Below are 25,118 nucleotides of genomic sequence, written 5' to 3'. Positions count from 1 at the left end.
CCATTTCCAGCACCATGCCCACCGACTACACCGATCTCGCCCGCCGGATCAAAGGATGGACCCGCGAGCTGGGTTTCAACGACTGCGCCATCGCCGACACCGACCTGGCGGCGGAAGAGCCGCGGCTCACCCGCTGGCTGGAGCAGGGTTGCCACGGCGGGATGGGGTACATGGCGCGCCACGGCCTCACCCGCGCCCGCCCCGCCGAACTCCAGCCGGGGACCCTGCGGGTGGTCAGCGTGCGCCTCGACTACCTGCCGGCGGGCGCGGTCCCGCTCGGTCTGGTCCTGCGCGACGGCGAGCGCGCGGCGGTGGCCCGCTACGCCGTCGGCCGCGACTACCACAAGCTGATGCGCCGGCGTCTCGCCCAGCTGGCACGGCGGATCGAGGAGGCGGTGGGGCCGGTGGGGAGCCGCCCCTTCGTCGACAGCGCCCCGGTGCTGGAGAAGCCCCTGGGGGCGAAGGGGGGGTTGGGCTGGGTCGGCAAGCACTCCAACCTGCTCGCCCGCGACGGCTCCTGGTTCTTCCTCGGCGAGCTGTTCGTCGCCCTGCCACTGCCGGTGGACGCGCCGGTGGATCCCCACTGCGGCCACTGCACCGCCTGCATCGAGCGCTGCCCCACCGCGGCGATCGTCGAGCCCTACAAGGTGGATGCGCGCCGCTGCATCTCCTACCTGACCATCGAGCACTTCGGCCCGATTCCGCTGGAGCTCCGTCCGCTGATCGGCAACCGCGTCTACGGCTGCGACGACTGCCAGCTCGCCTGCCCGTGGAACCGCTTCGCCACGCCCAGCCGCGAGGCCGGCTTCGCCCCCCGCCACGGACTGGACGCACCACGGCTGGTGGAGCTCTTCGCCTGGGATGAGGCGACCTTCCTGAAGAACCTGGAGGGCTCGCCGATCCGCCGCATCGGCCACGAGCGCTGGCTGCGCAACCTCGCCGTCGCCCTCGGCAACGGCCCGGCCACCGCGGAGGCCCGCGCCGCGCTTACCGCCCGCACCGGGCACCCCTCGGAGCTGGTCCGCGAGCACGTTGCGTGGGCGATCGCGAGGCTCCATTCCGGTTTGGATGATCAACGCGGAGAACGCAAAGGCGCAGAGAACGCGGAGAAGAAATAGAATGCCCTTCCCCCGTCCATCGATCTCCCCTCACCCATGAATCCAGCGCACTCCCGGACCGGCCTTTGTCTTCTCTGCGTTCTCCGCGTCTTTGCGTTCTCCGCGTTTCCCACGAGGAGCCGAAAAAGGTGACCGATCTGCTGATCTATCTGCCCGTCGGGGCGGTGGTGGGGGTGATCGCCGGGATGCTCGGGGTGGGTGGCGGGCTGCTCATCGTGCCGGTGCTGGTGTGGCTGTTCACCCGCCAGGGGATGGCCCCGGAGGTGGTCACCCACGTGGCCGTGGGCACCTCGCTGGCGACCATCGTGATCACCTCGATCGCCTCGATCCGCGCCCACCACAAGCGCGGCGCGGTGGCCTGGCCCACCTTCGGCGCCCTCACCCCCGGCATCGTCTCCGGTGCCTTCGTCGGTGCGTGGCTCGCCCACCGGCTGCCGAGCGGCGATCTGGGGACGCTGTTCGGCGTCTTCGAGCTGAGCGTCGCCACCCAGATGGGCCTCGCCCTGCGCCCGCGCCCCCACCGCACCCTCCCCGGCCCCGCCGGACTGGCGGCGGCGGGCGGCGTCATCGGCACCCTCTCGGCGATCGTCGGCGTCGGCGGCGGCACCCTGACCGTCCCCTTCCTCTCCTGGTGCAACGTCGAGATGCGCCGCGCGGTGGCCACCTCGGCCGCCTGCGGTCTGCCCATCGCGATCGCCGGAGCCGCCGGCTTCGTGATCAACGGTTGGGGCGCGGCGGGATTGCCGGACTGGTCCAGCGGCTATCTCTACTGGCCCGCCTTCGCCGGCATCGTCGCCGCCAGCGCGCTGACCGCCCCGGCCGGCGCGTGGCTCGCCCACACCCTGCCGACCGACCTGTTGAAACGCCTCTTCGCCCTCTTCCTGCTCGGCCTCGGGCTGTGGATGATCCTGCGCTGAATCACCGGCCCGGCAGCACCGCGGATAATGCGGTAAGAGAGTCGAACCGCAGATTCACGCAGATTGGCGCAGATTAGATAGAGAAAATCTGCGTCAATCTGCGCCAATCTGCGGTTGAAGATTTCGACGGGCGGGCCGCAACGATCACTCGAAGTTGTACTGCAGCTCCAGGTAGGCGCTACGTCCCGCCAGCGGCAGGTCGTTGAGGACCGCACCGGAGGGCTCCGGTTCGCGGGCGTCCGCGTCGAACAGGTTGCGCACCGAAAACGCCATGTCCCACTCGCCGCGGCCGCCACTGCGCCGCAGGGTCAGGTCGACCGTGGTGTAATCGTCGATCGCCGGCCGCGTGTCGCCGCTCTCGCGCTCGCGGGCGGCGACCCAGTTGAGCTGACTGTCGAGGTTCCAACCCGGAGCGAAGGCCCAATCGGCGCGCAGGTAGAGCTGGCGCTGCGGCACGTTGCCCGAATCGCTGCCGCTGAGCTCGTTCCTGCTGCGCAACAGCGACAGATTGCCCCTCAACGTCAGGTCGCGACGCACCCTCCACTCCCCGTCCAGCTCCACCCCGTAGCCGGTCTGCTTGCCGACGTTCTGATACATCTGCACCCCCGAAACCGGCGAATAGGGGGCCAATTCGATGAGATCGCGGGCCCGATAGCGGTAGATGCCGAGCGAGGCCTGCCAATCCTGCAGCGGGTGGTAGGTCCAGGCCACCTCGGCGGTATCGATCGTCTGCGGCCGAAGATCAGGATTGCCGAGCACCACCGGATTGTTGCGGTTGTAGAGTTCGGCGAAGGCGGGGGCGCGGAAGGCCCTGCCATAGAGCAGCTTGGTGGTGAGGTCGAAAGCGGTCTGCCAGACCAGCGCCAGGCGCGGGTTGAGGGTATCGCCGAAATCGGAGTAGCGGTCGTAGCGCAACCCGGCGGTGAGTTCCCAGTCCTCGGCGAACGCCCACTCGTCCTGGGCGAAGAGATAGGCGGCCCGCCGGTTCGCCTCGGGAAGGAACTCCAATGCCGGGTTGTCGGAGACGTCAGTCAACCCGGGCAGCGCGAGCAGGGTGCCGTCGGCGGCGGTGAGGAAGTTGCGCAGATCGGTGGTCTCATACACCGCGCCATAGTGCCAACCCGCGCCAAGACGCACCTGATGCCGCGCGAAGCCGTCATAGAACGCCGAGCCGTCGAGACGCAGGTGGCGCTCCTTCACCCCCGGCCCGCCGATCACCCCGTCGGCGAAGTAGCCGCCGCCGGCGGCGGAGAAGTCCACCCCCGGGGGCAACAGCCGCCACGGCGTCTCCGGCGCCTGCTCGGTGTGAAAGACGCTGACCTGCAGGGTCACGTCCCAGTGCTTCGACCAATCGGCGTCGTGGAAGGTGGCGTCGGCGTTGAAACGTTCGCTGCGGTATTCGCCGACGGGATCCAGGGCGCCGTTCGCACCGACCCCGCTCTCGACGTCGTAACGCCCCTGGAAGCCGGCGCGCAGCGTCCAGTTGCCGCGCACGGACTCGAACCGCAGGTCGAGATTCTTGCGCCCCAGGTCGGTGTTGCCGGGGGCGAGGGACGCCGGTGCATAGCCGGGAACGAGAGCGCCGAACAGCGCGTCCAGTCCGCTCTGGTTGTCGCTCTCCACGCGCACCTTCGGCCCGTCGGTGACGCCCGCCTCGGCGACCACGGAGAGGTCCCAACCGCCGAGCTCCCCGCCGTACATCCACCAGCCGTCGCGCCGCCCGAAGCTGCCGACGCGCGCCCCCGCATGAGCGCCGTCAATCTCCCCCCGCCCCTTGGTGACGATGTTGATCACTCCGGAGAAGGCGTCGGCGCCATACAGCGCCGATCCGGGTCCGCGTATCACCTCGATGCGGGAGATCGCCTTGACCGGCATGCCCCCCCAGACGAAGTTGCGGTCGCCGTGGAACAGGTTGGTGATCGGGATGCCGTTGACCAGCACCAGCACGTCGGGATTGGTGGAGGAGTAGATGCCGCGGATGGAGTAGATGGGGTTGTACTGGGTGAAGTAGCGGGCGACGTGCAGACCGGGGACGCCCTCCAGCACCTCGTCCAGGTCGGTGGCACCGCTGTCGGCGATATCCTCCGCGGTGATCACCGTCGCCACCGCCGGGGCCCGCTGCACCGGCTTGCGGCTGCCGGTGGCGATGGTGACGAATTCGTCCGCCCCGTAGAAGCCGCTGAACGACCCCACCGGTGCGCCGTCGTCCCCTGCCGCCAGCGCCCCACCGCCACCCGCCACCCCGGCTACGGCCAATATGCCCAGGAGCGGAGTACTTCTGATCGCCATGAGTGCCACCCAGTAGGAATTCGGTTTTCGTACCTCATCCCTTCCCTGGGCGGTATATCAAACGATTGTTTTACACAAAATCACTACCAACATCCATAGTCGCGCCACGCTCCACTAAGAGATCGGCGACTCGGCAATCATCGCCGGATCGCTCAGCGAGGCCCGTGAACGCGTCTCGTCCCAAACCAGGAGGCGTTCGATCTCGTGATCGAGGGCGGCGACCAGCGCCTCCACCGACGCCTCCCCCCCGGCGGACAGCTGCGCCTCGAGGACGCCGGCGGCGTGGCGCAACGCCGGTGTACCGCAATGGGCGGCGGAGCCGTGGAGCTTGTGGACCCGTTCCAGCAGATCGGCGTGGTCCCCCCGGCGAAAGGCCTCGTCGATTCGCTCACGCCGCACGTCGAGGTCGCTCAACAGCATCTCGATCAGGCGCTCGGCCAGCGGCCGCCGCCCCCCCGCGAGCTTCATCGCCATTACCGGGTCGTAGACCGCCCCGCCCCCCGCCTCACCATGGCCCTCCGCGGGGGCGGTCTCCGCCCGCGGGCCACCGGAGGTCCACTGGCGGACCGCCCGCCACAGCACCGCCACGTCCAGCGGCTTCACCAGGCAATCGTCCATCCCCGCATCCAGGAAGCGCTCCCGCTCCCCCGGCAGGGCGTGGGCGGTGAGGGCGATGATCGGGGTCCGCGCCCCCTCCGGCTCGCGGGCACGGATCCGCCGGACGGCCTCGACGCCACTCACCCGCGGCATGTGGATGTCCATCAGGATCAGATCGAAGTGGCTGCGTGAGGCCCGCTCCACCGCCTCCTCGCCCCCCTCCGCCTGGACCACCTCCACCCCTTTGTCGCGCAGCAGGGTGGCGGTGAGCATCAGGTTGATGGCGTTGTCGTCCACCACCAGCACGCGCAGGCCGTCGAACCGCTCCTCCTTCGCCGGCTCGACCTCCCGGTCCGTGGCCGGCGCCGGCTCGCCGTCCGCCTCCATCAGCCGCTCCAGCTCCCGCGCCAGGGTGCCGTGGCGGGAGATCTTGGGCAGCACCCGATCGGCGCCGTCGGCCTCCAATCGCGCATACAGCGCCTGATCGACGCTGTTGACCAGTAGCAGCGTGCGCACCTGCGGATTGATTCGCCGCCAGTGGGCGATCCACTCGCCGATCTCCGCCGCCTCGCGGGCACCACCGGAGAGGCCGCAGACCACCACCTCCCGGCGCTCACCGCACAGGCGGCCGGCGACCATGTCCAGCCCCTCCACCTCGATCACCGGGTAGCCCCAGCTGCCGATGCGGTGGCGCTGCGCCACCCGCGCCAGCAGGTGGGCGTCGAAGAGCAGCACCTCGCCCCCGCGTTGCGGGGCCTCCTCCTCCCGCTCGCCCACCTGCCGCTCGCAGCGCAGGGTGAACCAGAAGGTGGAGCCGACCCCCTCGCGGCTGTCGACCCCGATGTCGCCGAACATCTGCTGCACCAGCCGCTTGGAGATGGCCAATCCCAGGCCGGTGCCGCCGAAACGGCGGGTGACCGAGGCGTCCACCTGGGAGAAGGCGTCGAACAGCACCCGGCGACGGTCGGTGGGGATGCCGATGCCGGTGTCGCTGACGGTGATCCGCAGCAGTACCTGCTCCGGCTCCTCGCTCTCCAGCATGGTGCGCACCACCACGCTCCCCTCGGCGGTGAACTTGATCGCATTGCCCACCAGATTGGTGATCACTTGGCGGATTCGCATCGGATCGCCGACCAGCCGGGTGGGCACGTCGGAGTAGATCAGCGCCACCAGTTCGAGGCCCTTCTCGTAGGCCAGCGGCGCGAGCATCGCCAGCGCCTCGTCGACCACCTCCTGGAGATCGAAGGGGAGACTCTCCAGGGTCAGCTGCCCCGACTCCGCCTTGGAGAAGTCGAGGATGTCGTTGATGATCCGCAGCAGGTGGCTGGCCGAGTCGCTGATGGTCCGCGCGTACTCCTGCTGCACCTCGGAAAGCGGGGTGTGGAGGAGCAGGTTGGAGAAGCCGATCACCCCGTTCATCGGGGTGCGGATCTCGTGGCTCATGGAGGAGAGGAACTCCGATTTGACCCGGCTCGCCTCCACCGCCCGCCGACGGGCGAGGTCCAGCTCCACGTTCTGCACCTCCACCGCCTCCAGGGTCTCGCGCAGCTCGCGGGTCGCCTCCTCGATGTGTCGTTGCATGGCGTCGCGGGAGTGTTCCAGGGCATCGGCCATGGAGTTGATGCCCTGCCCCAGGGCGGCCAGCTCCTGCGCCGCGCCGCCCCCTTCGCCGACCCGCGCCGACAGCTCCCCGCCCCCCAGCCGGCGCACCACCTCGTTGAGGGCAACGATCAGCCGCGAGACGTCGCGCCCGGCGCGCACCGCTCCCACCGCCGCCAACACCAGGCCGAGAAACGCGATCAGCAGGCCGGTGGACACCACCTTCGCCTGGCGCGCCAGGGTGGAACCGGAGGTGAGTTCCACCTCCACCCAACCGACCTTCGGCGCGTCCCCGCGGGCGCCCTCGCCGGAAGAGAGAGCGGTCTCCTCCAGGCGGAGGATCGGCTCGCGGAACACCAACACCTCCGGCAAGCCGGAATACCAGGCGGAGAAGCGCTCCAACGGCCCCGGCCGGCGCGGTGCGGCGCGGTCGCGCGCCTCGATCAACACCCCTCCGTCGGCGCCATAGAGGGTTACCGCTCCGACGTCGTGGGAGGCGACCAGGTTGCGCAGCATCGGATGGAGGAGCGGGAGATGACCGGCGACCAGGGCGTGTTCGCTGGCGAGGGAGAGGGTGGCGGCCATCCGCGCGCCGCGGCTGTTCAGGGTACGGTTGAGGTCCTCCACCCGGGCGTGGGTGAAATAGAGTGAGAGCACCAGGGCGATCAGCGCCGCCGGCAACAGCGTCAGCATCAACAACCGCCGCCGGATATCCCACCCCCTCATGCTGCCTCCTCCCCGAATCCCAAGGAAAGACGCGAATCGCGCCGATGATGTGATCGCCGGCCCTCCTGGCCATCGCTGGGAAGGGTATCGTAGCAGTGAAGGAATCCGCGGAATATCCTTATTGTTACGTAAGAATATACTTACACCGGAAGTCGCAGGAAGCGATCCCGATAGTGGCGCAGCTCCTCGATGGACTCACGGATGTCGGCCAGCGCCAGGTGGGCACCGCTCTTCTGCACCGCCTCCTTGATCTCCGGCGCCCACATCCCGGCGAGCAGCTTGAGGGTGCTGACGTCGAGATTGCGATAGTGGAAATACGCCTCCAGCCGGGGCATGTAGCGGTAGAGGAAACGGCGGTCCTGGCAGATGCTGTTGCCGCAGATCGGCGACTTGCCCGCCGGCACCCACTCGGCGATGAACGCCAGGGTGAGCCGCTCCGCCTCCTCGGCGTCGATGGCGCTCTCGCGCACCCGCCGGGTGAGGCCGGAGGCGCCGTGGTGCTCGGTGTTCCACTCGTCCATCGCGTCAAGCAGCGCATCCGGCTGGTGGATCGCCAGCACCGGCCCCTCGGCCAGCTCGTTGAGCTGCTTGTCGGTGATCACCGTGGCGATCTCGATGATCCGGTCGCTATCGGGATCGAGCCCGGTCATCTCCAGGTCGATCCAGATCAGGTTCTCCTCGTGCGCGGGCATGGCGGTTCCTCTGGCAGGCGTTGCGGGGGATTGTACCAGAGGCTACCCTGGCCACCCCTTCCGCACTGAACCTCCCCCATGAACCTGTTCAGCGACCTCTTCCTCGCCGCCCTCGCCCTCTCTCTCCTCCTCCAGCTGTGGCTCGCCCGGCGCCAGCGGCGCCACGTGCGCGCCCACCGCGACGCGGTGCCGGAGAGCTTCCGCGACACGGTGAGCACCGCCGACCACCGCAAGGCCGCCGATTACACCGTCGCCAAGCTCGGCCTGGGCAACCTGGAGCTGGGCTGGTCCGCCGCCCTGCTCCTCGCCTGGACCCTGGGCGGAGGCCTGGAGGAGCTCGACCGGCTGTGGCGGAGCGCCGGCCTGGCCCCCCTCTGGTCCGGCCTCGGCGTGCTGATCAGCTTCGCCCTGATCGGCAGCCTGCTCGACCTCCCCTTCACCCTTTACCGCACCTTCGTGCTGGAGGCGCGCTTCGGCTTCAACCGCATGACCTTCGGTCTGTTCCTCACCGACCTGGCCAAGGGGACGCTGCTCACCGTGCTGATCGGCACCCCGCTGGCGCTGCTCGCACTGTGGCTGATGGGGGTGGCGGGAGAAATCTGGTGGCTCTGGGTATGGGCCGCGTGGAGTGCCTTCAGTCTGCTCATGATGTGGGCCTACCCGGTGTTCATCGCGCCGCTGTTCAACCGCTTCGAGCCGATGGCCGAGGGCCCCTTGCGCACGCGCATCGAGGCCCTGCTGGCGCGCTGCGGCTTCCACGCCAAGGGGCTCTTCGTGATGGACGGTTCCAAGCGCTCGGCCCACGGCAACGCCTACTTCGCCGGCTTCGGCCGCAACAAGCGGATCGTCTTTTTCGACACCCTGCTCAACGGCCTCGACGGCGACGAGGTGGAGGCGGTGCTGGCCCACGAGCTGGGCCATTTCAAGCTGCGCCACGTGGTCAAGCGGCTCGCCTTCGGCATGGCGCTGACCCTCGGCGCCCTGGCGCTGCTCGGCTGGCTCGCCGGCGAGACGTGGTTCTACCGCGGCCTCGGCGTCACCACCCCCTCCGACCACATGGCGCTGCTGCTGTTCATGCTGGTGATCCCGCTACTCGGCCCGCTGCTCCAGCCGATCAGCGCCCAGCTCTCCCGCCGCCATGAGTTCCAGGCCGACGACTACGCCGCCGCGCAGGCCGACGCCGACGCCCTGGTCAGCGCACTGCTCAAGCTCTACAAGGAGAACGCCAGCACCCTCACCCCCGACCCGCTCTACGCGGCCTTCCACTACTCCCACCCGCCGGCGGTGGAGCGGATCGCCAACCTGCGTCTTGGGAAGCGCCTGAACGCAAAGCGTTCATGAACGCGGTTTGCGCCGCGGACATCGGGTCGATTCAGCGACCAACACCCACCAACTGCCAACAACTCCACCGCCCTTATCCGTCTCGAACGGTACGGCCAAATCATCCACAAGCTCCATGGTCAAATCCAAAACCTCGACGTGACAGCCGCCACACGAACGTTAAACTAGGGCGAACGAATCGCGTTCCAGGAGAATCGCCATGAACAGATCCCCCCTTGCCGCGGCCGTCGTGCTCGCCGCCCTCGCCTCCACCGGGGTCGCCGCCGAGGACGGCGCGGCGCTCTACCAGAAAAACTGCCTCAGCTGCCACGGGGCCGAGGTCTATACCCGCCCCGATCACCGGGTCACCAGCCGCGCCGGCCTCACCAAGCAGGTGCGCCGCTGCGAGCTGGCCCTCGGCCTGACCTGGTTCGACGAACAGATCGACGCGGTGGCCCAACACCTCAACGACCGCTTCTACCACTTCTAGTAACATCATGACGCTGCTCACCGAACTGCGCTGCCAACCCTGCGCCGGCGACGCCGACCCGCTCACCTGTGAGGAGGCCGGGGGGCTGCTCCAGGGACTCCACGAAGACTGGAAGCCGGACGATTCGTGCCGCGAGATCCGCCGGCTGTTCCTGTTCAAGGACTTCCACCGCACCATGGCCTTCGTCAACGCCGTGGCCTGGATCGCCCACGAGGAGGACCACCACCCGGCGCTGGAGGTGGCCTACGGCCAGTGCGCGGTGCGCTACTCCACCCACGCCATCGGTGGTCTGTCGGAGAACGACTTCATCTGCGCCGCCAAGATCGACGCCCTCTTCTTCGAGGAAGAGGAAGAAGAGTGAAGAGAAGATTTTTCCGCAAATGAACGCGAATGAACGCAAAATATGAGATGCAGATGCTAATGCCGTTTAGTTAAGGCCACAGCGCCCCGTAGGGCGGATTAGCGATAGCGTAATCCGCCGGGAACGAAGACACTTACGCCGGAATCTGCTCCGATCTGGCGGATTACGCTAGCGCTAATCCGCCCTACATTCAGAGCGTCATTCTTAACTTAATGACGTTAGATACAGCCCCAGAGTGGTGCGCCTCGTACCTCGCCACACCCTACATTCCCACCTACCCAGCGACATGCCCTTTGAGCCCCTGGAATCCCAACCGCCGACCGGCGCCACCTGCCGAGTTTCCGAAGCCTCCTTCATTCGCGTTCATTCGCGTTCATTTGCGGAAAAATCCTCCTCTTAAACCATGGCCCGACGGAAACTGACCCCCCGCCAGGTAGAGCGGATCAAGCAGCTCCAGGACGGCAGGCGCGAGCGCGCCGCCGCCCGCCGCACCCAGCATCGCGAGAACGCCGGCCTCGGCCCCGAGCGCCACGGGCTGATCGTCGCCCGTTTCGGCAAGGCGACGGCGGTGGAGGACGAGGCGGGCGGGTTGCACCACTGCACCCTGCGCCAGAACCTGGGCGAGATCGTCTGCGGCGACCGGGTGGTGTGGCAGGAAGCGGACGACGGCAGTGGCGTGGTCTGCGCGGTGACCGAGCGGGCGTCGCTGCTGGAGCGCCACGACAGCGGTGGCCGTCCCAAACCGATGGCCGCAAACATCGACCGCATCGTGGTGGTCGCCGCCCCCCTGCCGGAACTCTCCCCGCCGCTGATCGACCGCTACCTGGCCGCCGCCGAGCTTACCGGCATCGAGCCGCTGCTGGTGATCAACAAGATCGACCTGCTCGACGACCAGGCCCGTGCCGCGCTGGAACGGACCCTTGCCCCCTACCGGGCGACCGGCTATCCGCAGCGCTTCGCCAGCACCCACACCGCCCACGGCCTCGACGCCCTGCGCGAGGCGCTGGCCGGCCACACCGCGATCCTCACCGGCCAGTCCGGGGTGGGCAAATCGTCGCTGATCCGCGCCCTGCTCCCCCATCACGAGATCGCGGTCGGCGAACTCCACGCCGCCACCGGGCTGGGCACCCACACCACCACCACCGCCACCCTCTACCATCTGCCGGAGGGTGGCGCGCTGATCGACTCCCCGGGGATTCGCGAATTCGGCCTGTGGGAGGTGGGCGCCGACGAGCTGGAGAGCGGCTTCCGCGAGATCCACCGCACCTCCCCCCACTGCCGTTTCCGCAACTGCCGCCACCAGGCCGAGCCGGGCTGCGCGGTGAAGGCGGCGGTGGAGCGCGGCGGGATCGCCGCCACCCGCCTCGCCAGCTACCACGCCCTGCTGGAGGAACTGGCGCCGGCCCGCTAAAGACCCGGCCCCCTTCGTCAACCCGCAACGGCCAGGACTTCCGCTCCGAACCGAAGCGGACTCAATCACCCATTCAGATCTTTCCCGTCCCGGCGGAAGGCGCCTCCGAAGCGGTATACCCTCACCCCGGGACGGGAAAAATGTGGCGGCCTACTCCCAGACGTAGCCGTTGCCGGGATTGCACTGCTGATTGCTTTGCGAAAGCGTCACCGGGTCGTGCCAGTAGGTGGGGCAGGCGCAGTGGGCGTGCTTCGGGTCGTCCTCGTCGTACTTGCAGGGCGCGGTCATGCAGCCCGCCATGAAGCCGGCCGCGCAGTCGGTGGATCCCGACGGGTAGTTGTTGCCCATGGCGTTGCCGAAGGTGGAGATGAGATCCGCGCCGGGGATGAGGGAGGTCTGCGGATTGTTCGGGTTCTGTCCGGCGATGTACTTGCACACCGGCGGGACTTCGCCGGTGCAGTTGTCGCCGGGGCAGTTCGAGGCGTTCTGGCAGTTGGAGCCGTCCGCACCACACACGGCAACCGTCTCGTAGTAGACGCCCGCATTGAGGATGCCGTACATGTTGACGTAGTTTTCGCCGGTGAACACCTCGCATTTGCAGTTGGCGACGGTACCGGAGGCGTTCAGCGTGCAGGGCAGCGGAATGTTGTCGGCGTTGGTACCGGTCGGCCAGGGCGGACCGGAGTAGTGGCAGTTGGCGTAGGTGGCACTCTGGCAGTAGAGCATGGCGGTCGCGTCGGAGGAGCCGCCGCCGGACCACGGCGGGCCACTCTCGGTGGTCCAGCAGGTGGTCGCGCAGTAGGGCGTGTTGCGGCAGTTCTCCCCGCAGTAGGGTTGCTGGGAGGTGCACAGGCTACCCGGTGCGATCTGCGGACACTCCAGCGCGGTGGTACCGGTTGAGCTACTGGTCGAACCCGTCGAACTGGATGAGCCGGTTGTGGATTGGGCACTGGCTACCGAACTGAAAACCAGAAACCCCGCCAGCCACACATACGCCACCAACAAAGCAGGTCTTTGATGCATAACGAAATTCCTTTGCATTGATGTTCAAATCCAAAGGGGCCCCTTCGCAACCGCAGCTCCCATGGCCCCAGTCGCCACTCGACGACCTCGCCACACTATCAGATTCGTGAAGGCCTTTCCGACCTATCGTTTGAATGACGACAGAAATGCTGATTTTTTTCGCCCCGGCGGCTGACGTATCCGCAGCGGCACGCCCCCACCGGGGCGAAAAAAATCAGTCGCGGGATTGGATACCGTACTTGCGCAGCTTCTCCACCAGCGTGGTACGCCGCATCTTCAGCAACTTGGCGGCGTGGGCGACCACGCCGTTGGACTCGTCCAGGGCCTGCTTGATCAGCTGGATCTCCAGTTGGGCGAGATGCTCCTTGAGGTCGAGGCCATCGCTGGGGAGCTGACTCGGCACCGCGGGGATCGCCTCCGCGACCGCCGTCTGCGACCCGGCGGCCGCCTCCGCCCCCATCGCCTCTTCCGGCTCATCCGAAAAGGCCTCTTCCTGCGGCTCGTCGTCCATCGCCTCCTCCGCCGGCGACGCCCGGTAGGCATCGGGGATCGGGGTACCGAACAGTGCCTCGCGCTCCAGCAGGACCTCGGGGATGGTGCTGGCCGCTCCCTTCGGCCGGTACTTCTCCGGCAGGTCGTTGACGTCCACCACCCCCATCGGGAAGAGGATGGCGAGGCGCTCCACCAGGTTGGCCAGCTCACGCACGTTGCCCGGCCACGCATGGTTGCTGAGGATCTCCAGGGCGCCGGCGGTGAAGCGCACCGAGCCGCGCCCCTCCGCCTCGCAACGCTGGATCATCTCGTCGATCAGCAGCGGCACGTCGTCGCCCCGCTCGCGCAGCGGGGGCATCTCGATGGGGAAGACGTTGAGCCGGTAGAAGAGATCCTCGCGGAACTTGCCGTCGCGGATCCGCTCCTCCAGGTCGCGGTGGGTGGCGGCGAGCACCCGCACGTCGGCGGAGAAGGACTTGTTGGAGCCGACCCGCTCGAAGGTGCGCTCCTGCAATACGCGCAGCAGCTTCACCTGCATCGGCAGGCTCATGTCGCCGATCTCGTCGAGGAACAGGGTGCCCCCCTCGGCCAGTTCGAAGCGCCCCTGACGGGCGGTGATGGCGCCGGTGAAGGCCCCCTTCTCGTGGCCGAACAGCTCGCTCTCCAGCAGGTCGCCGGGGATCGCGCCGCAGTTGATGGGGACGAAGGGCTTGGCGCGGCGCTTGGAGAAGAAGTGGATGTTGCGCGCCACCACCTCCTTGCCGGTGCCCGACTCGCCGAGGATCAGCACCGTGGCGTCGGACTGGGCCACCTGCTCGATCAGCCGGCGGGTGGTGCGGATGGAGGGGCTCTGGCCGACCAGGGAGCGGACCAGCTCGGCGGAACGGGGTGCCTTGGAGCCACGCTTCTTGCGCGCCGCCTCGCGCATCCCCTCGGCCTGGCGGATGGCGGTGGCGAGATGGGGGTATTTGACCGGCGGCACCACCTGGCCGATCACCCCGTCGCCGACGCTCCCCTCGGGGAGCGGCGTATCCCCCTCGGCGAGCAGCAGGATCGGCAGGTGGTGTTCGGCCAGGGCCTTGATCATCGCCCCTTGGTCCTCGCCGTCGGCACCCCGGCCGAGGACCGCCAGCAGGAATTCGTCGTCCTCGTCGAGCCGCTCCCGCCAGCCGTCGGGCTCCACCACCGGTTCGTAATTGATGAAATCGAGCACCGCCTTCAGTTCGGCGGCCTTGGCCTCGTCGGCCTCGATGATCAGCACCCGCTCTTCAGCCATCGTTTGTCGATCCCCCGTCCCGCTCTCCCGGCGAGCGAACCTGTCGTTTTACACGGGGCAACGCTTACCCCGAATTCTTGAAATACAGGGAGTTAACCACGCCAATTCGAACATGTCAAAATATTGGCGAGACCCAAGACGGGGCGCCACCTGGCCACGGCGTATTCAGAACAAAGCGAGGTATGGAAAACGCCCCAAGCTCCGCTTTACCGAAACCGACATCACCCATGTGGACTGCGTAAAAAACCGTGGGCGTCTGGGCTCAAGAACAACAGCGACGCATAGCCATCGATTCAGCCGCGGGCGGCGCGGGCCAGCGCCACCGCCCGGCGGTGATAGCGGAAGACGTATTTGTGGATCAGGTCGGCGAGCGGCGCACCGACCCCCTCGAAGGCCACCTGGACGACCCCCCGGGTCACCGCCGCGACCCGCCCCGGCAGACGGATCGGCCGGGGGATCAGCATGCTCGGGTAGAGCTCCACCATCACCAGGGCGCCCACCTCCGGCCCCCCTTCGCCCGCCCGCCAGACGATCCCGTCGGCGTTGAAGCGCAGCTGGGTGGCGGCGGGGATGATCAGGTTCTGACGCAGCAGTTGCCCCACCAGGTCGATCACCAGATTGAGTTTCGACTCGATGTCGCCGAGCCGCGTGGTCAGCGAATCCTCGTCGTCGGTGACGAAGTCGTTGCGGATCTGCTCCTGGCCGGAGATCACCTCCAGCAGCTCCTCGTCGGCCTGGTTGAGGCGGGCGAGCACCGGCCACTCCGGCAGCGCCTCCAGGGTGCTCCAGGCCACCGGCAGTTCCCCCTCGTAGTAGATATGTTCGGCGAGTACATCAACCATTGACGGGCTCCGGGACGCGGCCGGCCTCTGCTGCGGGTGGACAGGTGGAGAAGCGGTGGCCCCGTTCGAGGCAGTAGGCGAGCCACTTCTCCAGGAAGAGATTGACGCTCCACTGACGTTCCGCCAGATCGGGCAGACCGTGGCGGGCCCCCTCCGCCTCCACCGCCTCCTCGACGCAGGCGCCACAGCCGTACACCTCCGCCACCCGCGCATCGTGATAGAGGCGGATCAGCACCCCCGGCTCGGCGACCCGCTCGGTGGCACCCTCGCGGTCGAAGAGGTAGGTGAGAGAGATCAGGGTGGTGTACTTGTGGCGCTCCACCATGCGCAGGTGGAGATCGAGACACTCCGCCACCGAGGAGACCTCGTGGTCGCCCAAGGAGCGGAGGTTGGGGATCAGGCGGGCGAGCAGGCGGTAGTTGGTTTCGTATACCTCCATCAGGTCCGAGAACCGGTGCCGCGCCCCCCGCCAGTCGAGCTTCAATCCGGGGACGTAACGCATCGTGTCATCATATCACAGCCGATCGGTTCACCATTTTCGTTAACCCGCATCGAACGGGCGGCTCACTCCCGCTTCCCGCCGGACCACCAGCGGAGCAGCTCCATCGGCACCGGGAAGACGATGGTGGAGCCCTTGTTGGCCGCCACCTCGGTGAGCGTCTGGAGCTGGCGCAGGACGATGCTCTGGGGCTGGGTGGCGAGCACCCGCGCCGCTTCGGCCAGCTTCTCGGAGGCCTGCATCTCGCCCTCGGCATGGATCACCTTGGCACGCCGCTCGCGCTCCGCCTCGGCCTGCTTGGCGATGGCGCGGATCATCGACTCGTCGAGGTCCACGTGCTTGATCTCCACGTTGGCCACCTTGATCCCCCAGGCGTCGGTCTGCAGATCGAGGATCGACTGGATATCCTCGTTGAGCTTCTCCCGTTCCGCCAGCATCTCGTCCAGTTCGTGCTGGCCGAGCACCGAGCGCAGGGTGGTCTGGGCCAACTGGCTGGTGGCGGCGTAGAAGTCCTCCACCTGGATGATCGCCCGCTGGGGATCGACCACGCGGAAGTAGACCACGGCGTTGACCTTCACCGAGACGTTGTCGCGGGAGATCACGTCCTGACTCGGCACGTCCATCACGATGGTGCGCAGATCGACCCGCACCAGTTGCTGGATCCCCGGCACCACCACCCGCAGCCCCGGCCCCATCACCGTCTGGAACTTGCCGAGGAAGAAGACCACCCCGCGCTCGTATTCGCGAAACACCTTCAGGCAGGCGAACACCAGCGCTACCAACACCAACAGACCGTATGCCCAGAACATTGCGTTACTCCTTAGGAACCGCGAAAGAACAATTTCCTGTTTTGGGGCGTCGAGATGCCCGTCCGGCAAGGCGCGCAAAGGGGCGCATACTCGTTGTATGCAACCCTTTGCGCAACGCCGCCGGACGGAGTAGATCGGCGTTTCAAAACAGGAAATTGTTCTTTCGCGGGTCCTTACTGTTCAGCGACCGGCTCGACGAGCAACACCAGCCCGTCGACCGCCGTCACCCGTACGGTTTGCCCCTCGCTCATCGGCGAGGCGCAGCGGCCCCGCCAACGCTCGCCGTGGATCTGGATCCACTCACCATGGATCACCCGCCCCTGCATGCCGATCATCTCCTCCCGCCCACTGACCACCGGCCGCCTGCGCATGCGCACCGCGAAACCGACCACCCCCAGGATGAACGCCCCGCTGCCCAGGGAGAGGGCGACGATCAACGGCCGCGACACCTCGTAACCCTGCGCATCGACCAGCAGCAGCGAGCCGACCACCAAGGCGATCAACCCACCGACCCCGAGGGCGCCGAAGCTGGGCATGAACAGCTCCCCGACCATGAACGCCAAGCCCACCCCCATCAGCGCCAGCCCGGCATAGTTGACCGGCAGCAGTTGCAGGGCGTAGAGCCCGAGCAGCAGCGCGATCGCCCCCGCCACCCCCGGCAGCACGAAGCCGGGATTGGAGAATTCGAAGATCAGGCCGTAGATCCCCACCAGCAGCAGGATATAGGCGACGTTGGGATTGGCGATCACCGCCAGCAGCCGCGACCGCCAATCGGGAACCACCTCCCGCGGCACCACCCCGCGCGTATCGAGGGTCACCTCCCCCGCGGCGAGCGTCACCCGCCGACCGTCGATTTGCGCCAACACCGTTTCCAGGTCGTCGGCGACCACGTCGATCACCCCCTTCTCCAACGCCTCCCGCGCCGACAGGCTCGCCCCCTCGCGCACCGCCCGCTCCGCCCACGCCACGTCGCGTCCGCGCAACTGGGCCAGCGAACGCAGATAGGCGGCCGCGTCGTTGACCAGCTTGCGCTCCATGGCACTCGCCTCCTTCCCGTCGCCCGCGGACGGCAAGCCGCCACCCAGTTGAACCGGCGTCGCCGCCCCGAGGTTGGTCGCCGGGGCCATCGCCGCAACGTGACAGGCGTAGAGGATGTAGGCCCCCGCGCTGGCCGCCCGCGCCCCCGAAGGGGTGACGTAACCGACCACCGGAATCCCTGCCGCGAGAATCGCCTGCACGATGGCGCGCATCGACTGATCGAGCCCGCCGGGGGTATCGATGCGCAATACCGCGAGACGCGCCCCCTGCGCCTCCGCGCGCCCCAGCTCGCGCACCACGTAGTCGGCGGTGGCCGGTCCGATCGCCCCGCGCACCTCCAGCAGCCACGCCTCGCCGCCGTCACCGGACGCCGCCGCCGAAACCCCGGCGAACGCCAGCAGGCACCACAACGACCATCGAACGAGCATCCGTTTCATGCCCCCAAGCATAGCCCCACTCTTTGGGCCGGCGTATCATGAAAAACGTGCAACGACCTCACAGAGGAGTCGTCCCATGCACCACCCACCCCTCCTCGGTTTCGCCGCCTACAGCGGCACCGGCAAGACCACCCTGCTGGAACAGTTGATCCCGCGTTTGAAGGCCAGCGGCCTGCGCATCGGGCTGATCAAACAGACCCACCACGACTTCGAGATCGACCACCCCGGCAAGGACAGCCACCGCCTGCGCGTGGCGGGGGCGGCACAGACCCTGATCGCCTCCAGCCGACGTTGGGCCCTGATCGGGGAGAACGGTGAAGCGCGCGAGCCGCAACTGCCGGAGTTGGTCTCCCGCCTGGATGGCAACCAGCTCGACCTGATCCTGGTGGAGGGTTTCAAGCACCAGCCCTTTCCCAAGATCGAACTCCACCGCCCCGACCTCGGTCGCGAACCGCTCCATCCCCACGACCCGTCGATCATCGCCGTCGCCACGGATCGCGAACTGAAACCCTCCCCGACCATCCCGGTATTGACGCTCAACGACCCCGACCAGATCACCCGCTTCATCCTCGCCTGGCACCAACGCATCCCGAGCGAATAGCACTTTCGCGGCCGCACGAAAAAGGCCGCCGCCCCGGATGGGGCGGCGGCCTTTTTCGTGCGGCCGCGAAAGAGAGGGACTATTCGGCAGCGGCGGCCTGACGGGTGCGGCGCTTCTTCGGCCGCGCCTTCTTCGCCGCGGAGGCCACCTGCTGCTTCTCCCACTTGGCGACGAACGCCTCCACCGCCTTCTTCTTCGCCTCCTCGAACTTGGCGGCCTCGGCGGCGGCGCGGGAGGCCTTCTTCATCTCCTCCACCAGCACCGCGCCCTTCGCCTTCTCCTCGGCCACCGCCTCGCGCAACTTGGCCACCAGGGCCAACGCCGCATCGAGTTTCTTCTGCAGACCATCGACCGAGGGCTTGCGGCCCGGCGTTCCCTTGGGAGCGGCGCTCTTGGTACGAACCGCCTTCTTCTTCGGCGCGGCGGCGGTGGCACCGGCACTCTTCTTGGTCACCACCCGCTTCTTGGTCGAGACGCCCTTCTTGGCAGTTACTTTCTTCTTCGCCGCGACCTTCTTCTTAATCGCCATAGTTCGCTTCTCCCAATTTGGATAGTCAAGATGAATTGCGCTACGCAATCGATTATAGCCAATAATTTTTTATTTCATCAAACATACATCGGGAATTCATTCGGTTATTGAAAATCCATATTCGATCTTCGATAACCGACCCGGCGTGGAGGACAGCAACCGCAATGAGCGTTACCATCTACCGTACGGGTGCGAATATCACTCTCACCCCACCTTTCATGCCATTGTCCCCGATTCCCGCAACCCACCACCGCCCTCCGGAACCGATGCCGATTCACAACGCCGAAATCGCCGCGATCTTCGATGAGCTGGCGGACCTATTGGAGGTGGACGGCGCCGATTTCTATCGGGTGCGCGCCTACCGCAACGGCGCGCGCTCCATTCACGATCTGCCCCATGAACTCTCGACCCTGCTCGAGCGAGGGGAGGATCTGGTCAAACTGCCGGGCATCGGCAAGGAGCTGGCGAAGAAGATCCACGAGATCCTCGACACCGGCCGTTGCACCGCCCTCGACCGGCTCCACCGGCGCCTGCCCCACTCGCTCACCGAACTGCTGGCGCTCCCCGGCCTCGGGCCGAAGAGAGTGCACACCCTCTATCACGAACTGCACATCCACGACCCGAAGGAGCTGCACCACGCCGCGGCCGCCGGTGAACTGCACCGACTCCCCGGCTTTGGCCGGAAGACCGAGGAGCAGTTGCTGGAACGCCTCGAACACCGGGTCGACCACCCCCACCGCATGATCCGCGCCGAGGCGGAAGGCTACGTCGAGGCACTGCTCGCCTACCTGCGCGCCCTGCCCGCGGTGGAGCGCGCCGAGGCGGCGGGGAGCTTCCGTCGCGGCCGTGAAACGGTCGGCGACCTGGACCTGCTGGTCCAATCCGCAGAGGGCGCGCAGGTCGCCGACGCCTTCGTCGCCTACGACGAGGTGGAGTCGGTGATCGCCCACGGCCGGCGCAAATCGAGCGTGCGGTTGCGCAACGGGCTTCAGGTGGACCTGCGCGTGGTTTCCGGCGAGCGCTTCGGCGCCGCCCTGCACTACTTCACCGGCAACCGCGGCCACAACGTCGCGCTGCGCCGCGAGGCGCAACGCCGCGGACTGAAACTCAACGAATACGGCGTGTTCGACGGCGAGGAGCGGATCGCCGGCAGCGACGAGAACGAGGTATTCGCCGCCCTCGGCTACCCCTATATCGAACCGGAGCTGCGCGAAGGACGCGGCGAGCTGGAGGCGGCCCACGCCGGCCTGCTGCCGCAACGACTGGTGAGCGCGGAGGACCTCAAAGGGAGCCTACACAACCACACCCGCTGGTCCGACGGCCGCGGCACCCTGGAGGAGATGGTGGAGGCGGCCGTCGAGCGGGGCCACGCCTACATCGCGATCACCGACCACAGCCAGCGACTGACCATCGCCAACGGCCTCGACAGCCGCCGCCTGCTGGAACAGCTGGAGGCGATCGACCGGCTCCAGGAGCGCTATCCGCAGATCGCCATCCTCAAGGGGAGCGAAGTGGACATCCTGGAGGACGGCTCGATGGACCTGCCCGAGGAGGTGCTCGCCCGTCTCGACCTGGTGGTGGGTGCGGTCCACACCGCCTTCGAGCTGCCCCGCGCCAAACAGACCCGGCGCATCCTGCGCGCCATGGAGAGCCGCTACTTCTCGATCCTCGCCCACCCCTTCCAGCGGATGATCAACGAACGCCCGCCGCTGGAGCTGGACATCGAACGGATCATCCGCGCCGCCCGCGAGCGCGGCTGCTTCCTCGAACTCAACGCCACCCCGAAACGGCTCGACCTGGACGACCGCTACCTCTACATGGCCCGCGAGGCGGGGGTGATGGTGGCGATCGACGCCGACGCCCACCACCCGCTGCAACTGGACCACCTCCGCCACGGCGCCCTCCAGGCCCGCCGCGGCTGGCTCGAACCCCGCCACGTCATCAACACCCGGCCGCTGGACGAACTCCGCGCGTTGCTTCGAACAACCATGGGATGATTGACGCAGAGAACGCAAAGACGCGGAGAGCGCAGAGAAGAAATTGACTAACGCGGCGCCTACGTGCCCATTGACCTTCAGGGAACAGAACGGCAATCACAGCGCTTGCGGCAAAGTGCCAAAGCCAAAACAATCACACTCTTCTCTGCGAACTCTGCGTCTCTGCGTTCTCCGCGTTGAACATGCGGAACCAGAAAAGGACTACCGCCCGAACAGCAACACCCGTTCGAGGAGTTCACGCACCACCGCCGGTTCGAAGGGCTTGTTGCAGAGCGACGAGACCCCGCTCTGTTCGATGGCCGCCAGGCGGCTCTCGTCGGTCTCGCTGGTGACCATCAGGATCGGCACCGCCCCCTGCGGGCTCTCCTCGCGGATGAAGCGGATCAGCGCCTCGCCATCCACCTGCGGCATGTGGTAGTCGGTCACCACCAGATCGAACAGCTCCTCCTCGATCAGCGCCATCGCCTCGCGGCCATCCACCGCCTCGCGGATCAACTCCACCCCCAGATTCTCCAGCACCGTACGGATCAGCTGCCGCGAGGTGGCACTGTCGTCCACCACCAGCACATGGAAGCCGTGAATCTCCGGATGCTGCGCCCCCAGACTCTCGGGCGCGGCCAGATCCATCGCCGCATACAGCCCACGACGCAGCAACTCGGGCTCCGCCGGCTTGTGCACGATCGCCACCGCCCCCGCCTGACGCACCGGTTCCAGATAGCGGTAGGCCCGCTCGCTGCACACCAGCATGAACGGGGTGTCCGCCCACCGCCCATCGGCCCGCATGCGCACCACCAGGTCGGCGCCGGTCATGTCCGACAGATGCATGGCACTGATCACCAGTCCCGCGGGCGCCTCCGCCAAGGCAGCGAGGGCGCCGCCACCGTCGGCCGCATGACGCACCCGCCCGACCCCCACCTCCGAAAGCATCGCCTGCAGCACCAGGAACTGCGCCTGGGAGGGCTCCACCACCAATACCGAAAGTTCGCCGATCTCCACCGCCGTCGCTCTCCGAATTGCGCCTTGCCGTTGTCGCACCGATCACCGATCGAATCACCATAGTCCAAAGCGCCTCCCCGGACCACTACCGGCCCCTTTCGGTTGAATCGGTGAAAATCACCCTCATCTCTCACTACAATGAAACGACAAGCGCCGCGGGCATCCCATTCGCCCCGCGGACTCCCCAACAACGACGATCGCGGCGAGCCGCCCCCGGCCCCTTCCCCGCCCACAACCCACCGAAAAAGTCACCCATGAGCAAGAAAGACCCGATCCAGGCCGAAGTGATCGACCACGACGATGAGAAGCCCTCCGCCGAACTGGTCGCCGCCACCGACATCCTCCCCGGCGCCCTCCACGTGATGCCACTCACCGAACGGCCCATCTTCCCCCACCAGGCGGTGCCGGTACTGCTCACCGCCGACCCCTGGCTGGAGACCGTGGAGAAGATCGGCGAGACCCCCCAGCACCTGGTGGCGATGGTCTACACCGACGCCCGGGTGCCCCACGAATCGACCCCCGAGGAGTTCCACGCCGTCGGCACCGTGGCACGCATGCACAACCCGGCCCGCAGCAACGGCCACATCCAGTTCATCGCCGAGGGGCTGAAGCGGGTGCGCATCGTCAAGTGGCTCTCCGACAAGCCCCCCTATCTCGCCCAGGTGGAGTACCCCGAAGTGGAGTCCCCGCCCAGCGCCGAAGGCGAGATGAAGGCCTTCGCCATGGCGATGATCAACACCATCCGCGAACTGATCCCGCTCAACCCGCTCTACACCGAAGAGCTGAAGCTGTTCCTCAACCGCTTCAGCCCCAACGACCCCTCGCCGCTCGCCGACTTCGCCGCGGCGCTGACCACCGCCCCCGGCGACGAGCTGCAGAAGGTGCTGGAGACCATCCCGCTGGCCCCGCGCATGGAGCGGGTACTGACCCTGCTGAAGAAGGAGCTGGAGGTGGCCAAGCTGCAGACCAAGATCAGCCAGCAGGTCGACGAGAAGATGACCAAGCAGCAGCGCGAGTTCTTCCTCCGCGAGCAGTTGAAGGCGATCCAGAAGGAGCTGGGACTGGCCAAGGACGATCGCACCGCCGATCTCGACCGTTTCAAGGAGCGGTTGGAGGAGCTGACCCTGCCCGAACAGGCACAGAAACGCATCGACGAGGAGCTGGAGAAGCTGTCGATCCTCGAATCGGGCTCCCCCGAATACTCGGTCACCCGCAACTACCTCGACTGGATGACCCAACTGCCCTGGGGCAACTGTTCCGAGGACCACCTCGACCTGGAGAACGCCCGCAAGATCCTCGACCGCGACCACGACGGCCTCGACGACGTGAAGGACCGCATCATCGAGTTCCTCGCCGTCGGCGCCATGAAGGGCGAGGTGGCCGGCTCGATCATCTGTCTGGTGGGGCCCCCCGGCGTCGGCAAGACCTCCATCGGCCACTCCATCGCCGACGCCCTGGGCCGCCGGTTCTACCGCTTCTCGGTGGGCGGCATGCGCGACGAGGCGGAGATCAAGGGCCACCGGCGCACCTACATCGGCGCCATCCCCGGCAAGTTCATCCACGCGATCAAGGAGGCGGCCACCGCCAACCCGGTGATCATGCTCGACGAGATCGACAAGATCGGCGCCTCCTACCACGGCGACCCCGCATCGAGCCTGCTCGAGGTGCTCGACCCTGAACAGAACGTCGACTTCCAGGACCACTACCTGGACGTCCGTTTCGACCTTTCCAAGGTGCTCTTCGTCTGCACCGCCAATCAGCTCGACACCATCCCCGCGCCGCTACTCGACCGCATGGAGGTGATCCGCCTCTCCGGCTACATCACCCGGGAGAAGATCGCCATCGCCAAACACCACCTGTGGCCGCGCCAGCTCGACAAGGCGGGCCTCAAACGCTCCCGGGTGAAGATCAGCGAAGCGGCGCTACGCCACCTGATCGAGGGCTACGCCCGCGAGGCCGGCGTGCGCAACCTGGAGAAGCGGCTGGGGAGCATCGTGCGCAAGGTGACGGTGAAGCTGGTGAAGGGCGAAGAGGGCCCCTTCAGCATCGGCATCAAGGAGCTGGAGGAGTACCTCGGCGCGCCGATCTTCCAACCGGAGCGGCCGATCAGCGGCACCGGCGTGGTCACCGGCCTCGCCTGGACGGCCATGGGCGGCGCCACGCTGAGCGTCGAGGCGACCCTGGTCCACTCCAAGCACCGCGGTTTCAAACTCACCGGCCAACTGGGCGACGTGATGAAGGAGTCGGCCGAAATCGCCTACAGCTACATCGCATCGCACCTCAAGCCGTTCAAGGGCAGCCCCACCTTCTTCGACGAGGCCTTCGTCCACCTCCACGTCCCCGAAGGCGCCACGCCCAAGGACGGCCCCTCGGCGGGCGTCACCATGGCCACCGCGTTGCTCTCACTGGCACGCAACGAAAAGATCCCCCGCCCGCTGGCGATGACCGGCGAGCTGACGCTGACCGGACAGGTGCTGCCGGTGGGCGGCATCCGCGAAAAGGTGATCGCCGCGCGGCGCATCAAGATCTTCGAGCTGATCCTGCCGGATGCCAACAAGCGCGACTTCGACGAGCTGCCGGAGCACATTAAAGAGGGGATCAACGTGCACTTCGCCAAGCATTATCGGGATGTGGTGAAGTGGGTGTTCGAGAAGCCTTCGATGGTGCATTGATTCGGGTTGGGATGGTCAACGCGGAGAACGCAGAGGCGCGGAGGCGCAGAGAAGCGAAAGAGGGCCAATAATCGTTCCCACGCTGGAGCGTGGGAGCGATCAATAGCGTAACCCGCCACATCGAAGCTGCCTTCGGCGGAGGTGCCTTCGGTCACACGCGGCTTCCTCGACCTTCATCGCCGGGCTCTCCTCCCGCCCCCTCCCTGGTTACGACGCTCCGCGTCGTAACCCGCCACCTTGGACGCTCTGCGTCCGGAATATCGAGCAAGCAATTAGTCCGCGGCATGACGCAGAGCGTCGAAGAGGACGTTAGAGGACGTTACCACGCAGAGCGTGGTAACGAGGAAAAGGGCCGTAGGGCGGGTTAGCGATAGCGTAACCCGCCGC

At 67.1% G+C, this 25,118-nt stretch carries 20 protein-coding genes; 9 read left to right on the top strand and 11 right to left on the bottom strand.

Annotation, left to right across the window (positions count from 1 at the left end):
* The first annotated feature begins 14 nt into the window (after positions 1-14).
* Complete coding sequence (gene queG, locus ACYQ2W_RS06660) at positions 15-1,118, top strand: tRNA epoxyqueuosine(34) reductase QueG (protein WP_459864511.1); 1,104 nt, start codon at positions 15-17, stop codon at positions 1,116-1,118.
* 128 nt (positions 1,119-1,246) lie between these two features.
* Complete coding sequence (locus ACYQ2W_RS06655; protein WP_459864509.1) at positions 1,247-2,035, top strand: sulfite exporter TauE/SafE family protein; 789 nt, start codon at positions 1,247-1,249, stop codon at positions 2,033-2,035.
* Between the two features lie 144 nt (positions 2,036-2,179).
* Here the strand turns inward: ACYQ2W_RS06655 and ACYQ2W_RS06650 are convergent, their stop codons facing one another.
* From ACYQ2W_RS06650 to orn, 3 genes are all read right to left on the bottom strand, one after another.
* The gene (locus ACYQ2W_RS06650; RefSeq protein WP_459864507.1) at positions 2,180-4,324 is read right to left on the bottom strand and encodes a TonB-dependent receptor plug domain-containing protein; all 2,145 of its coding nucleotides are present in this window, start codon (positions 4,322-4,324) and stop codon (positions 2,180-2,182) included.
* 114 nt (positions 4,325-4,438) lie between these two features.
* A complete protein-coding gene (locus ACYQ2W_RS06645) occupies positions 4,439-7,246 on the bottom strand; it encodes a response regulator (RefSeq protein ID WP_459864505.1) in 2,808 nt (935 codons plus the stop codon).
* 140 nt (positions 7,247-7,386) lie between these two features.
* Entirely contained in the window at positions 7,387-7,938 is a 552-nt protein-coding gene (orn, locus tag ACYQ2W_RS06640; RefSeq protein WP_459864503.1) for an oligoribonuclease, read from the bottom strand.
* Positions 7,939-8,016: 78 nt separating this feature from the next.
* Between orn and ACYQ2W_RS06635 the strand changes: the two genes are divergently transcribed.
* The 4 genes from ACYQ2W_RS06635 (at position 8,017) to rsgA (ending at position 11,520) form a co-directional block, all read left to right on the top strand.
* The gene (locus tag ACYQ2W_RS06635; RefSeq protein ID WP_459864500.1) at positions 8,017-9,279 is read left to right on the top strand and encodes a M48 family metallopeptidase; all 1,263 of its coding nucleotides are present in this window, start codon (positions 8,017-8,019) and stop codon (positions 9,277-9,279) included.
* A gap of 199 nt (positions 9,280-9,478) precedes the next feature.
* Complete coding sequence (locus ACYQ2W_RS06630; RefSeq protein WP_459864498.1) at positions 9,479-9,748, top strand: c-type cytochrome; 270 nt, start codon at positions 9,479-9,481, stop codon at positions 9,746-9,748.
* Positions 9,749-9,755: 7 nt separating this feature from the next.
* Complete coding sequence (locus ACYQ2W_RS06625; protein WP_459864496.1) at positions 9,756-10,109, top strand: 4a-hydroxytetrahydrobiopterin dehydratase; 354 nt, start codon at positions 9,756-9,758, stop codon at positions 10,107-10,109.
* A gap of 403 nt (positions 10,110-10,512) precedes the next feature.
* A complete protein-coding gene (rsgA, locus tag ACYQ2W_RS06620; protein ID WP_459864493.1) occupies positions 10,513-11,520 on the top strand; it encodes a small ribosomal subunit biogenesis GTPase RsgA in 1,008 nt (335 codons plus the stop codon).
* Positions 11,521-11,670: 150 nt separating this feature from the next.
* Here rsgA and ACYQ2W_RS06615 read toward each other — a convergent pair whose 3' ends face one another.
* The 6 genes from ACYQ2W_RS06615 to ACYQ2W_RS06590 all read right to left on the bottom strand — a co-directional run bounded on the left by ACYQ2W_RS06615 (position 11,671) and on the right by ACYQ2W_RS06590 (position 17,936).
* Positions 11,671-12,543: a hypothetical protein gene (locus tag ACYQ2W_RS06615; RefSeq protein WP_459864491.1), complete on the bottom strand. Its 873-nt coding sequence runs from the start codon at positions 12,541-12,543 to the stop codon at positions 11,671-11,673.
* A gap of 214 nt (positions 12,544-12,757) precedes the next feature.
* Positions 12,758-14,311, bottom strand: coding sequence for a sigma-54 dependent transcriptional regulator (locus tag ACYQ2W_RS06610; RefSeq protein WP_459864489.1), 1,554 nt, complete (start codon positions 14,309-14,311; stop codon positions 12,758-12,760).
* Positions 14,312-14,604: 293 nt separating this feature from the next.
* Positions 14,605-15,153, bottom strand: a complete 549-nt coding sequence (locus ACYQ2W_RS06605) for a PilZ domain-containing protein (RefSeq protein ID WP_459864488.1) — start codon at positions 15,151-15,153, stop codon at positions 14,605-14,607.
* On the bottom strand, positions 15,146-15,592 hold the full coding sequence (locus ACYQ2W_RS06600; protein WP_459864487.1) for a DUF1249 domain-containing protein: 447 nt from the start codon (positions 15,590-15,592) through the stop codon (positions 15,146-15,148). The genes ACYQ2W_RS06605 and ACYQ2W_RS06600 overlap by 8 nt, the downstream gene beginning before the upstream one ends.
* 125 nt (positions 15,593-15,717) lie before the next feature.
* The gene (locus tag ACYQ2W_RS06595) at positions 15,718-16,461 is read right to left on the bottom strand and encodes a slipin family protein (RefSeq protein ID WP_459864485.1); all 744 of its coding nucleotides are present in this window, start codon (positions 16,459-16,461) and stop codon (positions 15,718-15,720) included.
* A gap of 173 nt (positions 16,462-16,634) precedes the next feature.
* Positions 16,635-17,936 (bottom strand): NfeD family protein, encoded by a 1,302-nt coding sequence (locus ACYQ2W_RS06590; protein WP_459864483.1) that lies wholly within the window; start codon positions 17,934-17,936, stop codon positions 16,635-16,637.
* Between the two features lie 76 nt (positions 17,937-18,012).
* Between ACYQ2W_RS06590 and mobB the strand changes: the two genes are divergently transcribed.
* Positions 18,013-18,537, top strand: a complete 525-nt coding sequence (gene mobB / locus ACYQ2W_RS06585; RefSeq protein ID WP_459864481.1) for a molybdopterin-guanine dinucleotide biosynthesis protein MobB — start codon at positions 18,013-18,015, stop codon at positions 18,535-18,537.
* Between the two features lie 79 nt (positions 18,538-18,616).
* Here mobB and ACYQ2W_RS06580 read toward each other — a convergent pair whose 3' ends face one another.
* Entirely contained in the window at positions 18,617-19,066 is a 450-nt protein-coding gene (locus ACYQ2W_RS06580; RefSeq protein ID WP_459864479.1) for a hypothetical protein, read from the bottom strand.
* 266 nt (positions 19,067-19,332) lie between these two features.
* On the opposite strand from ACYQ2W_RS06580, the gene polX reads away from it, so the two are divergent.
* A complete protein-coding gene (gene polX / locus ACYQ2W_RS06575; RefSeq protein ID WP_459864477.1) occupies positions 19,333-21,063 on the top strand; it encodes a DNA polymerase/3'-5' exonuclease PolX in 1,731 nt (576 codons plus the stop codon).
* A 201-nt stretch (positions 21,064-21,264) separates the two neighbouring features.
* Here polX and ACYQ2W_RS06570 read toward each other — a convergent pair whose 3' ends face one another.
* Positions 21,265-22,059 (bottom strand): response regulator, encoded by a 795-nt coding sequence (locus tag ACYQ2W_RS06570; protein WP_459864474.1) that lies wholly within the window; start codon positions 22,057-22,059, stop codon positions 21,265-21,267.
* Positions 22,060-22,313: 254 nt separating this feature from the next.
* Here ACYQ2W_RS06570 and lon point away from each other — a divergent pair, with 254 nt between their 5' ends.
* Positions 22,314-24,731, top strand: a complete 2,418-nt coding sequence (gene lon, locus ACYQ2W_RS06565) for an endopeptidase La (RefSeq protein WP_459864472.1) — start codon at positions 22,314-22,316, stop codon at positions 24,729-24,731.
* The last annotated feature ends 387 nt before the right edge of the window (positions 24,732-25,118 follow it).

Source organism: Endothiovibrio diazotrophicus (genome assembly GCF_054657215.1).
This window is presented reverse-complemented; position numbering and strand designations above follow the sequence as displayed.

What these genes read in the sequence shown, in the direction of transcription:
- ACYQ2W_RS06600 (WP_459864487.1), bottom strand. Translation starts at nt 15,592, where the DNA reads ATGGAGGTATACGAAACCAACTACCGCCTGCTCGCCCGCCTGATCCCC.
- ACYQ2W_RS06580 (WP_459864479.1), bottom strand. Translation starts at nt 19,066, where the DNA reads ATGGCGATTAAGAAGAAGGTCGCGGCGAAGAAGAAAGTAACTGCCAAG.
- polX (WP_459864477.1), top strand. Translation starts at nt 19,333, where the DNA reads ATGCCGATTCACAACGCCGAAATCGCCGCGATCTTCGATGAGCTGGCG.
- ACYQ2W_RS06605 (WP_459864488.1), bottom strand. Translation starts at nt 15,153, where the DNA reads ATGGTTGATGTACTCGCCGAACATATCTACTACGAGGGGGAACTGCCG.
- ACYQ2W_RS06610 (WP_459864489.1), bottom strand. Translation starts at nt 14,311, where the DNA reads ATGGCTGAAGAGCGGGTGCTGATCATCGAGGCCGACGAGGCCAAGGCC.
- rsgA (WP_459864493.1), top strand. Translation starts at nt 10,513, where the DNA reads ATGGCCCGACGGAAACTGACCCCCCGCCAGGTAGAGCGGATCAAGCAG.
- ACYQ2W_RS06625 (WP_459864496.1), top strand. Translation starts at nt 9,756, where the DNA reads ATGACGCTGCTCACCGAACTGCGCTGCCAACCCTGCGCCGGCGACGCC.
- lon (WP_459864472.1), top strand. Translation starts at nt 22,314, where the DNA reads ATGAGCAAGAAAGACCCGATCCAGGCCGAAGTGATCGACCACGACGAT.
- queG (WP_459864511.1), top strand. Translation starts at nt 15, where the DNA reads ATGCCCACCGACTACACCGATCTCGCCCGCCGGATCAAAGGATGGACC.
- ACYQ2W_RS06615 (WP_459864491.1), bottom strand. Translation starts at nt 12,543, where the DNA reads ATGCATCAAAGACCTGCTTTGTTGGTGGCGTATGTGTGGCTGGCGGGG.
- ACYQ2W_RS06645 (WP_459864505.1), bottom strand. Translation starts at nt 7,246, where the DNA reads ATGAGGGGGTGGGATATCCGGCGGCGGTTGTTGATGCTGACGCTGTTG.
- ACYQ2W_RS06635 (WP_459864500.1), top strand. Translation starts at nt 8,017, where the DNA reads ATGAACCTGTTCAGCGACCTCTTCCTCGCCGCCCTCGCCCTCTCTCTC.
- ACYQ2W_RS06590 (WP_459864483.1), bottom strand. Translation starts at nt 17,936, where the DNA reads ATGAAACGGATGCTCGTTCGATGGTCGTTGTGGTGCCTGCTGGCGTTC.
- ACYQ2W_RS06630 (WP_459864498.1), top strand. Translation starts at nt 9,479, where the DNA reads ATGAACAGATCCCCCCTTGCCGCGGCCGTCGTGCTCGCCGCCCTCGCC.
- ACYQ2W_RS06595 (WP_459864485.1), bottom strand. Translation starts at nt 16,461, where the DNA reads ATGTTCTGGGCATACGGTCTGTTGGTGTTGGTAGCGCTGGTGTTCGCC.
- mobB (WP_459864481.1), top strand. Translation starts at nt 18,013, where the DNA reads ATGCACCACCCACCCCTCCTCGGTTTCGCCGCCTACAGCGGCACCGGC.
- orn (WP_459864503.1), bottom strand. Translation starts at nt 7,938, where the DNA reads ATGCCCGCGCACGAGGAGAACCTGATCTGGATCGACCTGGAGATGACC.
- ACYQ2W_RS06650 (WP_459864507.1), bottom strand. Translation starts at nt 4,324, where the DNA reads ATGGCGATCAGAAGTACTCCGCTCCTGGGCATATTGGCCGTAGCCGGG.